The organism is Pseudomonas sp. GW821-FHT05H12 (assembly GCF_059419385.1).
The window spans coordinates 143,903-159,086 of sequence record NZ_JBWKRS010000005.1; the positions used below are offsets into that span (position 1 = coordinate 143,903).

Here is a 15,184-nt window from a genome sequence, read left to right on the forward strand (position 1 = left end):
TCATCTGGTTTTCATCCCCGCGTGGTTTAGTTTCCTTTTGACGCTCAAGAGGGAACCTGCATGAGCCACTTCGACCTCGGCCGCCGCCGCGTGATGCAAGCCGTCGGTGCTGGCCTGTTGCTGCCGGGCCTGGCGCCGGCGGTGATCGCTTCGGTGAAAGACCGTCCGCAACTCACCGACGGCGTTCAGTCCGGTGACCTGCTGGGCGACCGAGCCATGATCTGGAGCCGCAGCGACCGCCCGGCGCGGATGGTGGTGGAGTGGGACACCCGCAGTGTGTTCAGCAACCCGCGCAGGTTCATCTCGCCCCTGGCCGATAACCGCACCGACTTTACCGCCCGAGTCGAACTCACCGGCTTGCCCGCCGACCAGGCGATTTTCTATCGCGTGCACTTCGAAGATGCCCAGACCGGCGTCGCCAGCGAGCCCTGGTTCGGCCACTTGCGCAGCGTGCCGCAACAGCGTCGCGACATCCGCTTTGTGTGGAGCGGCGACACCGTTGGCCAAGGCTTCGGCATCAACCCGGATATCGGTGGCATGCGTATTTACGAAGCCATGCGCCTGCGTTTGCCGGACTTCTTTATCCACAGCGGCGACACCATTTACGCCGACGGCCCGGTACCCGCGCAGCTCACCACGGAAGGTGGGCGCATCTGGCGCAATATCACCACCGAAGCCAAGAGCAAAGTCGCTGAAACCCTGGATGAATATCGCGGTAATTACCGCTACAACCTGATGGATGAGAACGTGCGTCGCTTCAATGCCGAAGTGCCGCAGATCTGGCAGTGGGACGACCATGAGGTGGTCAATAACTGGTCGCCGAGCAAGCAGCTGGACGAGCGTTACCAGACCAAGGACATCAACACCCTGGTCGGCCGCGCACGCCAGGCCTGGCTGGAATATTCCCCCATGCGCCGGCAGGCGGCTGACGGTGGCGGGCGCATTTACCGCAAGCTCAGCTATGGCCCGTTGCTGGATGTGTTCGTGCTGGACATGCGCAGCTATCGCGGGCCCAACGATGACAACCTGGGCGGCGAAAAACCCTTCATGGGGCGTGAACAGCTGGAGTGGCTCAAGCGCGAACTCAAGGGCTCCCAGGCCCAGTGGAAAGTCGTCGCCGCCGACATGCCCATCGGCCTCGGCGTGCCCGACGGCGAGGTCAGCCCGGGCGTGCCGCGCTGGGAAGCCATCGCCAATAACGATCCGGGCGCACCCCAAGGGCGCGAGCTGGAAATGGCCGAACTGCTGGGCTTTTTAAGGGCACAAAACGTGCGTAATCACGTGTGGCTGACGGCGGATGTGCATTACTGCGCTGCCCACCATTACCACCCGGATCGCGCGGCGTTCCAGGATTTCGAACCGTTCTGGGAGTTCGTCGCCGGGCCGTTGAACGCCGGGAGTTTCGGGCCGAATGCGCTGGATAAAACCTTCGGGCCCGAGGTGGTGTTCCAGAAGGCGCCGGCGGTGCAGAACAGTTCACCGTTTGCCGGGTTTCAGTTTTTCGGCGAGGTGCAGATTGATGGGCAGACGGCGGAATTGACCGTGATATTGCGGGATTTGGATGGCGTCTCGGTGTTCGAACAAAAACTGCAACCCGCCTGACCTGGAATACGATCAAACTGTGGGAGCTGGCTTGCCTGCGATGACGATAGTGAATTCACCATCGCTATCGCAGGCAAGCCAGCTCCCACATTTGAACGTCTTCGTCCGGGAGTCATTAGTACACGTCGCGACGATAGCGGCCTTGCTCGATCAACCGTTCCACCGCCTCGCTCCCCAGGATGTCCACCAGCGCCCGGTCAACGCCGGTCGCCATTCCCTCCAGACTGCCGCAGACATAAATCGCGGCGCCATCGGCTACCCATTTGCGCAACACATCGGCCGACTCACGCAGGCGGTCCTGCACGTAGATTTTTTCTTCCTGATCGCGAGAAAACGCCAGGTCGAGCAGCGCCAGGTCACCGCTGGCCAGCCAGCCTTGCAGTTCGTCCTGGCACAGGAAGTCGTGCTTGATATTGCGCTCGCCAAACAGCAGCCAATTGCGTGTATGGCCCTCGACGATGCGTGCCTTGAGCAAGCTGCGCAGGCCTGCCAGGCCGGTGCCGTTGCCCAGTAGAATCAGCGGCACTGGCGCTTCTGGCAGGTGGAAACCGCTGTTGCGGCGCAGGCGCAGGCTGATGCCCGAACCGATCGCGGCGTGCTCCGTCAGCCAGCCAGAGCCCACGCCCAGGCTGCCGTCGGGGTGACGTTCCTGGCGCACGATCAACTCCAGCACACCGTCGCTGGCAATCGAGGCGATGGAGTATTCGCGCATGCCCAACGGCACCAGCGCGTTCACCAGCGCCTGGGCATGCAGGCCGACCAGATGGGTGCGGTTTTCCGGCAGTTGCCGTGTCGCCAATGCCAGGCTGAGGGACTGCGCCAGCCCGTCGATCACCACACCGTCACTGCCCGCCAGGCCGAGGCCACCGAGGAAATGCTCGATGGCCCACGGGCAGTTGCGGGGCAGGACTTCCACCAGGTCACCCGCCAACCAGCTTTGCGGCGACGGCGGTGTGAGGCCCAGCAAGTAGATATCCGAGCCCACGCTGTCGCGGTTGAGCAGCGTGCGTTGGCTCAGTGACCAGTTTTCGAACGGCGCCGCTTGCCAGGTCGCGGCGGGCGCCTGGCCGGTGAGTTGGCCCAGTTGCTGTTGCCAGGTGAGCAGGGCGTCGGCGTCGCCGCTGTCGACTTCCACCGGCGCAAACAACGCGTTGCCGCCTTGGTGGGTCAGCCAGAAATGCAGGCGTCGGGCGAAGCCGCAGAAGTGTTCGTATTGGCGATCACCCAGGGCCAGTACCGAGTAGTTCAGGCCTTTGAGGGACAGGTCCTGGCCGAGCACGCTGCGTTCGAAACCACGGGCGCTGTCGGGGGCTTCGCCGTCGCCGAAGGTGCTGACCACGAACAGCGCATGGTGCGACTGGCTCAGGTCGTCGCGGCTGACGCTGCCCAAGGGCTGCACCTTCACCGGCAGCCCAGCGGCCTGCAATTGCCCGGCGGTCTGCCAGGCCAGTTGCTCGGCAAAGCCGCTCTGGCTGGCGAAGCCGATCAACCAGGCTGGCGCATCGCTGCTGTTGGCGACAAGGCCTTGGCGGGCATCGCGGACGTGGCGCTTTTTACGGCGGCGGTCGAGGTAGAGCAGCCAGCCGGTAATAAAGAACAGCGGCATGCACAGCGCGCTGATGGTGAGGATGATGCGCCCAATCAAACCGAAGTAGCTGCCGGTGTGCAGCGCATAGACGCTAGTCAGCAGCCGGGAGCCCAGGGACTTGCTGGCGTAGCGGTCGTGGGATTTGACCTCGCCGCTGGCCGGGTCGAGGTTGATCTGGTTCAGCGCCCGGTCATGGGGCGAGTCTTTAAGCAGGTAGTAGACGGTGGCCGGCTGGCCGGCGACCGCTGGCATGCGGATGTTGTAGGCGCTCAAGCCAGGTCCGGCATTGCTGTAGATGCTGCTCCAGATGGCGTCGTAGTTGGCTACCGGCGCCGGGCCTGCGGGTGGAGGGCCGCGTTTGCGCATGCGTTCATTTTGTGGCGCGTCGGACAAGAGCTTCGTCACGCCTTGGTTGTACCAATCGTAGGACCAATACAGGCCGGTCAGTGCGGCCAGCAAATAGGCGAGCAGGCACCAGGTGCCGAACACCGAGTGCAGGTCCCAATTGAAACTGCGGCCTTTTTTGCGCCAGTCCAGGGTCAGCCAGGCGCGCCAGTTCGCCGCTTGGCGCGGCCAGCGCAGGTACAGGCCCGACAGGCAGAAGAACACCAGGATCAGTGTGCAGGCACCGGTGATTTGGCGGCCGGTATCCCCCATGACGAGGAAGCGGTGCAGCTGCAAGATAAAGCCGAACACGTCCTGGCCGACGGCGTCGCCCATGTAGTCGCCGGTGTAAGGGTCGAAGTAGCGCATCTGGCCGCGACGTTCACCGGCTGGCGGGGTGAAGAACACGCGCGCGGCGTGGCCGCTTTCGCTTTCGACCCACAGCATCGACACGGTCTTGCCTTCGGTGGCTTCGAGCTTGCGCACCAGTTCTGCAGGCGGCAGTACGCCGGCCTCGCGCTTTTGCACACTCAACACGGTCGGGTTGAGCACCAGCAGTATTTCATCCTGAAACGAGACCGCAGCCCCGGTGATCCCCATCAACGCCAGCACCAGCCCGGCAGTGATGCCGAAGAACCAGTGCAACTGGAACAGGGTTTTCTTCAACACGTCGGACCGCCTCGCTCATCTGGATATTGTTGTCACGGCGCGCATTATGCCGTGGGTTATCGAGAAATATTCTGTTTAACACGCAAAAGCCCCACGCATCCGATGCGTGGGGCTTTTGCGCGTTTGTTGCCCGCGTTTAGAAGTGGAAGCTGGTGGACAACAGGGCCGTGCGGCCGGCCGCCTGGTTGGCGAAGTGGGCCGCGTAGGCTTTGTCGTAATAGGTCTTGTCGGTCAGGTTCTGCACATTCAATTGCAGGTCGACATTCTTGGTCAGCTTGTAGCTGGCCATGGCGTCGTAGCGAGTGTAGGACGGCACGTACACCGTGTTGGCCGGGTCGCCGTAGACCTGATCGACGTAGAACGCGCCACCACCGATGGTCAGCTTCGGCGTCACGTCATACGTGGTCCACAGGCTGAACGAGTTTTCAGGCGTGTTAGGCATCTGGTTGCCTTTGTTGGAACCCGCGACGACGGCACCGGTACGGCTGCCGTTCTTGCCTGGGTCAACCAGTTCGGCTTTCAGGTAGCTGTAGCCGGCGAACACTTGCCATTGATCGGTGATCTTGCCGCTGGCCGACAGTTCCAGGCCGTCCACTCGCGATTCGCCTGCGGTTTCGTAGGTGTTGGAGTCCACCAGGATGCGCGTGTTTTTCTTCTCGGTGCGGAACACCGCAGCCGACAGGGACAGACGGTTGTGGAACAGGTCCCACTTGGTGCCCAGCTCGTAGTTGACGGTTTCTTCCGGTTTCAGGTCGCTGGTGTTGATGCCGGTCGGGATCGCGTTGCTGTCCACGCCTTCGCCCACCAGGCCACCGGCCGGCGAAGCCGACGTCGCGTAGGAGGTGTAGATGCTGCCGTTATCCAGCGGCTTCCAGACCAGGCCCGCCTGCCAGTTGAAGAACTGGCTGTCGTCCTTGACCTTGCTGCGCGCCTTGACCGTGGACGTCGGCACCGCGTTGGTGTTGGCTTCGGTGTCAAAGGTGTCGTAGCGCAGGCCGACGTTCAGCAACCATTTTGGGTCCAGTTCGATAGTGTCGAACACGTAGGCCGCACGGCTGGTGGCCTTGGTGTTGGTGCCCATGTAGTTGCGTGCGATGGAGCCGGTCCAGGCGTCGTCCGGGGTCGGGTTGCTCAAGGAGGTGCACTGGCCGTTTGCAGAGCCTTTGATGACGGTGCACGTCGGATTGGCGTTGGGGCTGACGGTGTAGCCGCTGACACGGGTTTCTTCACCGGTGAATTCCAGGCCGGTGGAATAGCTGTGCTTGAAGCCCAGGGCCTGGAAGCTGCCAAACAGATCGGTCTGGTTGGTGGTGGTCGTGGTGGTGGAGACACGGGTATTGGCACGACGCCATACGGTGCCGAACTGGTTGACGTTGTGCTGGCTGTCATCCGGTTGGGTGAGCACGTAGTCCTGGCCTGTGCTGCCGTGGCGCAGGGTGTTTTTCAGCGTCATGTTGTCGTTCAGGTCGTGCTCGATGGAGAACGTACTGATGTCGGCGCGGGTCTTGCGGAAGTCACGGCTTTTCAAACCGTAGAAGTTGTTGCTGTCGCCGCCGTCGGTGGGTTTGTCGTGGACGTGGGCGGCGTTTGAGGCGCGGCTGCTGTAGCCATACGGAATCCCGGAGTCGGGTAGGTCATTGCTTTCCATATGGTAGTAGCTGAGGTTGACGCGGGTCGGGGTGCCCAGGCCAAAGGTCAGCGACGGGGCCACGCCCCAACGGTCGTAGTCGATGGCGTCGCGGCCGGCGACATTTTGCTCGTGGCTCATCAGGTTCAGGCGGAACGCGGCGCTGTCGTCGAGGAACTGGCGGTTCACGTCGAGCACGTAGCGGCGGGTCTGGTCGGAACCGTAGGTGAAGCCGCCGTTGGTGAAGTCCCGCGCTTGTGGCGTCTTGCTCACCAGGTTGATGCTGCCGCCGGCCGAGCCACGGCCGCCGAACGAGGAGTTGGGGCCTTTGCTGACTTCGATCGATTCGATGTCGAAGATCTCACGGCTCTGGCCACCGGTGTCACGCACGCCGTCCAGGTAAGTGTCGCCCTGGGCGTCGAAACCACGGATGAATGGGCGATCGCCTTGAGGGTTGCCGCCTTCACCGGCGCCGAAGGTAATGCCTGGCACTGTGCGCAAGGCATCCTGCAACGAGGTGGCGGCGGTGTCTTTGAGCACTTGTTGTGGCACCACGGTGACGGAGCGCGGGGTGTCCACCAGCGGGGCGGTGTACTTCTGCGATGAGGCTTTTTCCACCTGGTAGGAGGTGTTGTCCTGTTCCTGACCGGTAATGCTGGTGGCGCCGAGGGAGATGCTGTTGCGCTCGCCTTTTTGTTCGGTGTCTTCAGCCGCTTGCGCCAAGTGGGCGGCAGAGCTGGCGCTGAGGGCAACGCCGATGGCCGAAGCCAGCATGCGTGGTGAACTGGCAGGTGTTTTTAGAGTAGTGCGCGGCATGACGTGTCCTTTCCCCAAGGATGTGAGGCCGCGGAATATAGGGTGAACAAGTATTTCTATCAATTGCGATACATTGCTAATTGCACTGAATTTACATTCTTTACACTTTTTGCTTACGGTTTTTACGAACTCGTTCGTCTGCCGTGTTTTACAGGGCGGATAAGAATCAATACCATTAGCGCCTCTCTGATTTCAGGTACTGTCCCATGCTGCTGCACATACCCGGCCTGTTCTCTCGTGAGGAAGTGCAGCGCATTCGCCAGGCCCTGGAAACCACCGAATGGGCCGACGGTAAAATCACCGCCGGGCACCAATCCGCCAAAGCCAAACACAACCTGCAACTGCCCGAAGGCCATCCGCTGGCCAAGGAAATCGGTGCGGCAATGCTCGAACGGCTGTGGAAAAATCCGCTGTTTATGTCAGCGGCGTTACCGCACAAAGTCTTCCCGCCCTTGCTCAACTGCTACACCGCAGGCGGCAGTTTCGACTTCCATATCGACAACGCCGTACGCCAGGCCCGGGGCAGCCACGAGCGGGTGCGCACCGACCTGTCCTCCACGTTGTTCTTCAGCGACCCCGACGAATACGACGGCGGCGAACTGGAGATCCAGGACACCTTCGGCCTGCAGCGCGTCAAGCTGCCAGCCGGCGACATGGTGCTGTACCCGGGCTCCAGCCTGCACAAAGTCAATGCCGTGACCCGTGGTGCGCGCTATGCCTCGTTCTTCTGGACCCAAAGCCTGGTGCGCGAAGACAGCCAGCGCACCTTGCTGTTCGAAATGGACGGCGCGATCCAGCAACTGTCCCGCGACGTACCCGACCACCCGGCCTTGATCCAGCTCACCGGCACCTACCACAACCTGCTGCGTCGCTGGGTCGAGGTCTGACATGGGCTTTTTATTGCGCCGTGAAGAAGTGCTCAACGTCGAGCAACTGCAATCGATGCTCGACGACTCCCCCGTCCGTGCGGCCCAGGCGATCCTGATGGCGGCGAAGGAGGGTGTGGTGGACGCCCAGGCGCTGCTTGGGCAAATCCTGCTGGAAGGCCGTGGCATTGCGCGGGATGAAGCCTTGGCACTGCGCTGGTTCCAGATCGCGGCACAGGGCGGCCACCTGATGGCGCGCAACATGGCCGGGCGTTGCCTGGAACATGGCTGGGGCTGCGCCATCGACGAAGCCGCTGCCGCTCGGGAATACCAGCAAGCGGCCGAGGCGGGCCTGGATTGGGCGCAGTACAACCACGCCAATTTGCTCGCGACCGGGCGCGGTGTCGCCGAGAATCAGCAGCAGGCGTTCGCGCTTTATCGCCAGGCGGCCGAGCAGGGGCACGCCAAGTCGATGAACCTGTTGGGGCGTTATCTGGAAGACGGGCAGTGCTGCCCAAGGGATCTGGACGCTGCCGAGGCGTGGTATCGACGTTCAGCCGAAGGCGGCGATTTTCGCGGGCAGTTCAGTTATGCGGCGGTGCTGGCGGACAGAGGCCAGATCGACGCGGCGCTGGAGTGGTTGCGAGAGGCGTTGGCGGGCGGGAATCTGAAGTTTTTGCGTACGGCGCAAAAGGCGTTGGAAGCGGCGAATGATCCGCAGATCCGCGCAATGGCCGAGGCTTACCAGAAACGCGCCACACAATTAAACCTGTAGGAGCCGGCTTGCCGGCGATGGCGTCTTTAAGATCGCTATCGCCGGCAAGCCGGGCTCCTACAGGGGGATGTGATCGTTCCCGGGAAGGGTGATCAGACGTAGAAAGATTTCAATGGCGGGAAGCCGTTGAATTCAACTGCGCTGTAGCTGGTGGTGTATGCACCGGTCGACAGCCAGTACAGGCGATCACCAATGGCCAGGTTCAGCGGCAGGCCGTACTTGTAGTTCTCGTACATGATGTCGGCGCTGTCGCAGGTTGGGCCGGCGATGACCACTTCTTCCATCTCGCCTTTCTTCTCGGTCCAGATCGGGAACTTGATGGCCTCGTCCATGGTTTCGATCAGGCCGGAGAACTTGCCCACATCCGTGTACACCCAACGCTCTACCGCTGTGCGGGATTTACGCGCCACCAGCACCACTTCGCTCACCAGGATACCGGCGTTGGCAATCAACGAACGGCCTGGCTCCAGGATGATTTCCGGCAGGTCGTCGCCGAAGTCTTCCTTGAGGAAGCGGATGATTTCTTCAGCGTAGGTTTCCAGGCTGTTGGTGCGGGTGATGTAGTTGGCCGGGAAGCCACCGCCCATGTTGATCAGCTTCAGGTGGATGCCGTCTTCTTCTTTCAGGCGCTCGAAGATCACTTTGACCTTGGCGATCGCCGCGTCCCACACGCTGATGTCGCGCTGCTGCGAACCCACGTGGAAGGAGATGCCGTAAGGCACCAGGCCCAGGTCACGCGCCAGGATCAGCAGGTCCATGGCCATGTCGGTCTGGCAGCCGAACTTGCGCGACAGAGGCCAGTCAGCGGTGGTCGAGCCTTCGGTGAGGATACGCACATACACTTTCGAGCCCGGCGCGGCCTTGGCGATGTTGCGCAGGTCGGCTTCGGAGTCGGTGGAGAACAGGCGCACGCCCTTCTCGAAGAAGTAGCGGATGTCCTTGGATTTCTTGATGGTGTTGCCGTAGCTGATACGGTCCGGGCTGACGCCACGGCCCAGTACTTTGTCCAGCTCGTAGATTGAGGCGATGTCGAAGCTCGAACCTTTGTCTTTCAACAGGTCGATGATCTCGACGGCTGGGTTGGCCTTGACCGCGTAATAGACCTTGGCGAATTCGAAACCGGCGCGCAGGTCATCGTAGGCCTGGCTGATCATCGCGGTGTCGATCACCACGAACGGGGTTTCTTGCGTGTCGGCGAACGCCTTCATTTTGTCAAAAGTGGCGCGCGCGAAATAATCTTCGACCTGGATCGACATGCTGGGAACTCCTAAGGGCAAACTAGATTGATCAATGGGTGCAAATGAACGTCCTCCGTATCCCCACTTTGGTTCGCCTACTTCCCAAGGCATGTCGCCGAAAGCAAAAAGGCCATGGGATCAACCGCTTCCCTTGGCCTTGCTGTCTCGTCGTCAGTACTTGAGCCGGATGGATCGTTTCCAGCATGGACGTTCGGCGCGAACTTTAGGACGTGAGGGGCCATAGATCAACTAAAAATGTCGCGTTTTTGCACGCGTTCGTCGCGGCATCGCGGTCAGCTCCTGTTTAACCGACCTGCATGACAGGCAGATGTTCCCCCAGGGTGCTCCACGGGAACGCGTTCACGGTCTGAAACCGTTGTGATCCGGCTACGGGAGGCTTTGCGCTTCCGTCAGGCAGGTTCGATAGATCTATTTCGGAATTAAATGAACCCTTGTAAGTAGGAAGCAGTATAGAAAATCACTGAAAGCCTGTGAGGTTTGACAGTAGTAAGACAAGGTGTTTTTGAGAATACTAAAGCGGGAGAGTTAACTTTTCATACGGCTGTTAATTGCGGCTAATGCCCGCTGTATGCGCATGGGTTTGCCCGTGGGCAGGTACTTAACTGCGCGCTTATAAGTGCGCGGCCAGGCAGTGGCTGCTTAGTTTGAAAGTTAATTTCTTGCGAGGCTATCATGAAAAAATATGGACTGATTGGACCGTGGGTGAAACTGTGGGTGATGAGTATTGTTGCGTTTTCATCCGGCGTTCACGCCAGTGCTGGCTCAGATGCCGTCACCCTGATGACGTACTTCTATAAACACACGGCAAGAGATTGTGGGCCCGGCAGGCTCGCGTCAGAATGTTCGGGCCTTTACCTTCGGGGCACTGACAGCGGGAAACCCTTTGTTGTATGGAATGCAAGCCCTGCTTCAAAGGTCAGCGGCGGGGTTTCGGTTTCGTATTTCAGAATCGATTCTGAATATCAGGATCTGGGTCTCCTTAAAAATAATGGGTTTGTATTAAAGCCCAACGATTTTATTGCGCCGGGTGAACTCAAAATTAAAACACTGTGTATGGCGCCCGTAGATGCCTGGACAGATAATCGAACTGATGCAGGTTGTGCTGACTATAAGGCATCGGCTGAAGTGGAAAAGACGTGTCAGGAGGCGGGGGTAAAAACCGCCGCCGCATGGCTAAGCAATTATAGAAGTGTCGGGAGTGATCACAGGAAACAATGTATTTTTGATACGGTGAAAGACTACGGAAGCTTTAATAAGGCGGATGCGTTTAATACGGCGATCGAAGCCCGGAAGTTAATCAAGGATGAAGAGATAAAAACCCAGACTGAGGCGCGACTGGCCGTGTGGCCTGATAATTCTCGTTTGCCTATTCTGGCGTTTATATACACCGGTATAAAGGGCCAGCCTGACGCTGATGGGAAGTCCTTCGCCGGTCGCACCTTGGCGCAGGATGACCAACGCAGGTGGTTTGAAGACACCCAGACCCGATTGGGAAAAGGAGAGTTCGTACCGGTAATCGATGTGAAAATGCCTGCCTCGACAGCGGATGACGCCACCTTCACCTACTCTCCCGCAGATCAGAAAGTGCCCCCAGGCGATGCTGACAAAGGTTCCTGCGATAGCTATATCGAAAAGGCAGAGTGGAATAACAACTACTATGAGCCTATTGCGAAGAAAACCATCCCCTCTCTCCAGGTTACGCCGACTGCTTGCGGGAGGACCATTGGTCCAGAAAAAACTGACGTCGCATTTGCAGAGCTGGCGCTTAAGGCAGCCAACCAGCCCTCGTGGAATCTCGACCGGATGGGCACCAGTATGCGCCGACAGTTCGTATGCCATGTTGCAACACCCAGCATTGCCGCAGGCAAAGAGACTTGGAATCTGGAACCGGATCGTCCTTATGTCTCTCAAGCAGAAGCGGTAGCTCAAGGCTGTAACCCGCAGCTGAAATAAAGCGGGCCAATTGCTGCCAAGCCAAGGCTTGGCAGCAACGCTTGAGCATTAGGCCAGTGCGGTTTCCGCAGGCGACACAATACTGGTCTTGCCCCCACGGGACTTACCAGAGCTCAAATACTCGGCAATCGACTCCTGGGTCACTTCCCCCAGGAACACCCGCTCAGCATCCATCACCGGCAACCACGAGCGATTGAACTCGTACATGCGCGACAGCAGGATGCGCAAATGCTCGTCATACGCCGCCGTGGCGTTGAACTCACGCAGGTACTGGCCGCAGGTGCCGGTCTGACGGTGCAGGTCGCGACGTCGTACGTACCCCAGCGCCTTGTTCTCTGCGCACGTGACCACCACATAGCGGCGGTCATGCTCATCCATCAATTCCAACGCATCCGCCACCGGCGTCTCAGGGCTCACCGACGGTGCGTTATCCGCCGCGTCTTCGGCCTTCACCAGCAGCAGGCGCTTGAGGGTACTGTCCTGGCCCACGAAGTTGCTGACGAACTCGTCGGCCGGGTGCGCCAGCAGCGTGTCCGGGTGGTCGATCTGCAGCAGCTTGCCGGCGCGGAAGATCGCAATCTTGTCGCCCAGCTTGATGGCTTCGTCGATGTCGTGGCTGACCATGATCACGGTCTTGTTCAGCGCGCGCTGCATCTCGAAGAATTCGTTCTGGATCATCTCCCGGTTGATCGGGTCGACTGCGCCGAACGGCTCATCCATCAACAGCAGCGGCGCATCGGCCGCCAGCGCGCGGATTACGCCGATACGCTGTTGCTGGCCGCCCGACAGTTCACGCGGGTAGCGGTGCAGGTACTGCTTGGGCTCCAGCTTGATCATGCTCATCAGCTCGCGGGCGCGGTCGTGGCATTTCTGTTTGTCCCAGCCCAGCAGCTTGGGCACCACCACGATGTTTTCCTCGATGGTCATGTTCGGGAACAGGCCGATCTGCTGGATCACGTAGCCGATGTTGCGACGCAGGGTCACCTCGTCCAGGTCGGTAGTGTCTTCGCCGTTGATCAAGATCTTGCCCGAGGTCGGCTTGATCAGGCGGTTGATCATTTTCAGCGTGGTGCTCTTGCCGCAGCCCGAAGGCCCCAGGAACACGCAAATTTCGCCTTCGTTGACGGTCAGGCTTACATCGTTGACGGCGGTGATGGTCTTGCCGTTGCTTTGAAAGGTCTTGGACAGGTTTTGAAGTTCGATCATTTGAGCAATCCTTTTGGAGTCAGCGAGCGTTGCAGCCATTGCAGGAGCAGGTCGGCGAAGATGGCCAGAAGACTGACCAGCACGGCGCCGACGATCAGCATCGACATGTCGCTGCGGCTGATGGAAGCCAGAATCAGTACACCCAGGCCACCGGCGCCGATGGTGGCGGCGATGGTCATCACGCCGATGTTCATCACCACGGCGGTGCGCACACCGGCGAGGATCACCGGCACGGCAATCGGCAGCTCGACCATGCGCAGGCGCTGGCCGAAGGTCATGCCGATGCCGCGTGCGGCTTCGCGAATGCCCGGTTCCACGCCGGTTAGGGCCAGGTAGGTGTTACGCATGATGGGCAGCAGGGAGTAAAGGAACACGGCGGTGATCGCCGGCATCGGTCCCAGGCCCTGGCCGAACTTGGAGTAGAACGGCAGCAGCAGGCCGAACAGGGCGATGGACGGCACGGTCAGCAACACGGTGGCGCTGGCTTGCAGCGGCCCGGCCAAGGTCGGGAAGCGCGTCATCAGGATGCCCAGCGGCACGCCGATGAGAATCGCGAGGATCACGGCAATGCCGACCAGGGTGATGTGCTGCCCGGTCAGGTGCAGGACTTGGGCCCAATCAAGATGGGAAAAGGCGTTCAGGAATTCCATGTCTTCTCCTCGTTAGTTGATCGGATGCTGGCGCAGGAAATCGGCGGCCACGGCGGAGGGGCTTTCGTGGTCGACGTCGACCCGCGCGTTCAGCTGGCGCATGGTTTCGTCGTCGAACAGCGCGGCCAGCGGCTTGAGGTCGGCGGCCAATTCCGGGTGGGCGTCGAGATACACCTGACGCACCACGGGCGCGGCGGTGTAGTCCGGGAAGTAGTGCTTATCGTCTTCCAGCAACTTCAATTTGAACGCGTTCAGGCGACCGTCGGTGGTGTAGACCAAGCCAGCAAACACTTGGCCATTACGCAGCGCGGTGTAGACCAGGCCAGCGTCCATCTGCCGGGTGTTCTTGCGGGTCAGGTTCATGTCGTACAGCTTGACCATGCCCGCCAGGCCGTCGGAACGGTTGGCGAACTCGGTGTCCAGCGCCACCAGGCGGTTTTCTTTGGTGCTCTGCGCCATGGCCTTCGTCAGGTCGCTGATGCTGCTGATTTCAGGATGTTCCTCGGCCACCTTTTCCGGCAGTGCCAACGCGTAGGTGTTGCTGAAGCGCGACGGCGAGAGCCAGACCAGGCCTTTTTTCGCGTCGAGTTCTTTCACTCGGGCGTAAGACTGTTCACTGTCGAGTTTCTCGTCGACATGGTTGTAGGCCACCAGCGACACGCCGGTGTATTCCCAGATCAAATCCAGCTGCCCGCTTTCCTGGGCACTGCGCGCCAGGTTGCTGCCCAGGCCGCCGGTCACCCGGGTGTCGTAGCCTTTGGTACGCAGGTACTGGGAGGTGATTTCGGCCAGCAGGGTCTGTTCGGTGAACACCCGGGCGCCGATGCGGATCAGCGGTTTTTCAGCGGCTTGCGCAAAGCCTGCACACAGCAGGACGCAGCTCAGTATCAAGGTCAGTTTTTTCATGTCGATTCCTTAAGACGCCCGCAGCCCGCGTTCCAGCCAGAGGCGGCTGGCCAGGGTCACCAGACCGTCGAGCAGCAAGGCCAGCAACGCGGTACACGCGGCGCCGAGCAGCAATTGCGGCTGATTGTTCAGGGCGATGCCAGGGAAGATCAGGCTGCCCAGGCTGTTGGCGCCAATCAGGAACGCCAGCGGGGCGGTACCCACGTTGATCGCCAGGGCCACGCGCACGCCGCCGATGATGATCGGCACGGCGTTGGGCAATTCCACGCGAAACAGCACCTGGCGCGGCGTCATGCCGATGCCGGTGGCGGCTTCTTTCAGGGAGCCCTGGACGTTTTTCAGGCCTTCGTAGGTGTTGCGCACGATGGGCAGGAGGGAGGCGAGGAACAGCGCGAAGATGGCCGGGCCACTGCCGATGCCGAGGACGCCGAGGGCGATGGCCAGTACGGCCAGGGGAGGGACGGTGTTGCCGATGTTGAAGATCTGCATGAAGCGTTCTGCGCGTCCGACCATGTTCGGTCGGCTGAGCAGGATACCGGCGGGGATCCCTACAACGAGGGCAGCCAGCATGGAGACAAGAACGAGGATCAGGTGAGCTTGCAGGTAAAACAACAAATCGTCGCGGTACAGTTCGATCGTGTTGATGCCGATCCAGTGGACCAGCAGGGCCAGGAGCGCGACGACAACCACGCCTCCTATCAGCCCTTTGCCATAGCGAATAGCCACAGGCGGACTCCTTTTTTCTTTTGTCGGCGAACACATTCTCCGGCGGCAATGCCATTCCTGGCTGTCGGCGAATAGGTTCGCGAAAAGCAGCTCGTCCATACCGGCAACGCGATATCAATCCGAGCCATGAGCGCAGCCTCGTCAGGCTAACTTGCTG

The 15,184-nt window shown here is 60.4% G+C and carries 11 protein-coding genes; 4 read left to right on the plus strand and 7 right to left on the minus strand.

The window, feature by feature from the left end:
* The first annotated feature begins 60 nt into the window (after positions 1–60).
* The gene (locus AC07SU_RS06430) at positions 61–1,602 is read left to right on the plus strand and encodes an alkaline phosphatase D family protein (protein ID WP_494996542.1); all 1,542 of its coding nucleotides are present in this window, start codon (positions 61–63) and stop codon (positions 1,600–1,602) included.
* A gap of 115 nt (positions 1,603–1,717) precedes the next feature.
* Here AC07SU_RS06430 and AC07SU_RS06435 read toward each other — a convergent pair whose 3' ends face one another.
* Both AC07SU_RS06435 and AC07SU_RS06440 read right to left on the minus strand, forming a co-directional pair.
* Positions 1,718–4,243, minus strand: coding sequence for a PepSY domain-containing protein (locus AC07SU_RS06435; protein ID WP_494996543.1), 2,526 nt, complete (start codon positions 4,241–4,243; stop codon positions 1,718–1,720).
* 136 nt (positions 4,244–4,379) lie between these two features.
* The gene (locus AC07SU_RS06440) at positions 4,380–6,686 is read right to left on the minus strand and encodes a TonB-dependent receptor (protein ID WP_494996544.1); all 2,307 of its coding nucleotides are present in this window, start codon (positions 6,684–6,686) and stop codon (positions 4,380–4,382) included.
* Positions 6,687–6,892: 206 nt separating this feature from the next.
* On the opposite strand from AC07SU_RS06440, the gene AC07SU_RS06445 reads away from it, so the two are divergent.
* On the plus strand, positions 6,893–7,573 hold the full coding sequence (locus AC07SU_RS06445) for a Fe2+-dependent dioxygenase (protein ID WP_176995127.1): 681 nt from the start codon (positions 6,893–6,895) through the stop codon (positions 7,571–7,573).
* Position 7,574: 1 nt separating this feature from the next.
* A complete protein-coding gene (locus AC07SU_RS06450; RefSeq protein ID WP_494996545.1) occupies positions 7,575–8,327 on the plus strand; it encodes a tetratricopeptide repeat protein in 753 nt (250 codons plus the stop codon).
* A gap of 92 nt (positions 8,328–8,419) precedes the next feature.
* Here the strand turns inward: AC07SU_RS06450 and AC07SU_RS06455 are convergent, their stop codons facing one another.
* Positions 8,420–9,583, minus strand: coding sequence for a type III PLP-dependent enzyme (locus AC07SU_RS06455; protein WP_494996546.1), 1,164 nt, complete (start codon positions 9,581–9,583; stop codon positions 8,420–8,422).
* Positions 9,584–10,258: 675 nt separating this feature from the next.
* On the opposite strand from AC07SU_RS06455, the gene AC07SU_RS06460 reads away from it, so the two are divergent.
* A complete protein-coding gene (locus AC07SU_RS06460) occupies positions 10,259–11,539 on the plus strand; it encodes a DUF2599 domain-containing protein (RefSeq protein ID WP_494996547.1) in 1,281 nt (426 codons plus the stop codon).
* Positions 11,540–11,587: 48 nt separating this feature from the next.
* Here the strand turns inward: AC07SU_RS06460 and AC07SU_RS06465 are convergent, their stop codons facing one another.
* Genes AC07SU_RS06465 through AC07SU_RS06480 form a run of 4 tightly spaced genes read right to left on the minus strand, consistent with a single transcriptional unit; the run spans position 11,588 to position 15,027 of the window.
* The gene (locus AC07SU_RS06465; protein WP_135307767.1) at positions 11,588–12,745 is read right to left on the minus strand and encodes an osmoprotectant ABC transporter ATP-binding protein OsmV; all 1,158 of its coding nucleotides are present in this window, start codon (positions 12,743–12,745) and stop codon (positions 11,588–11,590) included.
* Entirely contained in the window at positions 12,742–13,395 is a 654-nt protein-coding gene (locus AC07SU_RS06470; RefSeq protein WP_016971596.1) for an ABC transporter permease, read from the minus strand. The genes AC07SU_RS06465 and AC07SU_RS06470 overlap by 4 nt, the downstream gene beginning before the upstream one ends.
* A 12-nt stretch (positions 13,396–13,407) precedes the next feature.
* On the minus strand, positions 13,408–14,301 hold the full coding sequence (locus AC07SU_RS06475) for a glycine betaine ABC transporter substrate-binding protein (RefSeq protein ID WP_494996548.1): 894 nt from the start codon (positions 14,299–14,301) through the stop codon (positions 13,408–13,410).
* Between the two features lie 9 nt (positions 14,302–14,310).
* A complete protein-coding gene (locus tag AC07SU_RS06480; RefSeq protein WP_016971594.1) occupies positions 14,311–15,027 on the minus strand; it encodes an ABC transporter permease in 717 nt (238 codons plus the stop codon).
* Positions 15,028–15,184 lie beyond the last annotated feature (157 nt).

What these genes read in the sequence shown, in the direction of transcription:
- AC07SU_RS06465 (WP_135307767.1), bottom strand. Translation starts at nt 12,745, where the DNA reads ATGATCGAACTTCAAAACCTGTCCAAGACCTTTCAAAGCAACGGCAAG.
- AC07SU_RS06440 (WP_494996544.1), bottom strand. Translation starts at nt 6,686, where the DNA reads ATGCCGCGCACTACTCTAAAAACACCTGCCAGTTCACCACGCATGCTG.
- AC07SU_RS06450 (WP_494996545.1), top strand. Translation starts at nt 7,575, where the DNA reads ATGGGCTTTTTATTGCGCCGTGAAGAAGTGCTCAACGTCGAGCAACTG.
- AC07SU_RS06460 (WP_494996547.1), top strand. Translation starts at nt 10,259, where the DNA reads ATGAAAAAATATGGACTGATTGGACCGTGGGTGAAACTGTGGGTGATG.
- AC07SU_RS06470 (WP_016971596.1), bottom strand. Translation starts at nt 13,395, where the DNA reads ATGGAATTCCTGAACGCCTTTTCCCATCTTGATTGGGCCCAAGTCCTG.
- AC07SU_RS06455 (WP_494996546.1), bottom strand. Translation starts at nt 9,583, where the DNA reads ATGTCGATCCAGGTCGAAGATTATTTCGCGCGCGCCACTTTTGACAAA.
- AC07SU_RS06445 (WP_176995127.1), top strand. Translation starts at nt 6,893, where the DNA reads ATGCTGCTGCACATACCCGGCCTGTTCTCTCGTGAGGAAGTGCAGCGC.
- AC07SU_RS06475 (WP_494996548.1), bottom strand. Translation starts at nt 14,301, where the DNA reads ATGAAAAAACTGACCTTGATACTGAGCTGCGTCCTGCTGTGTGCAGGC.
- AC07SU_RS06430 (WP_494996542.1), top strand. Translation starts at nt 61, where the DNA reads ATGAGCCACTTCGACCTCGGCCGCCGCCGCGTGATGCAAGCCGTCGGT.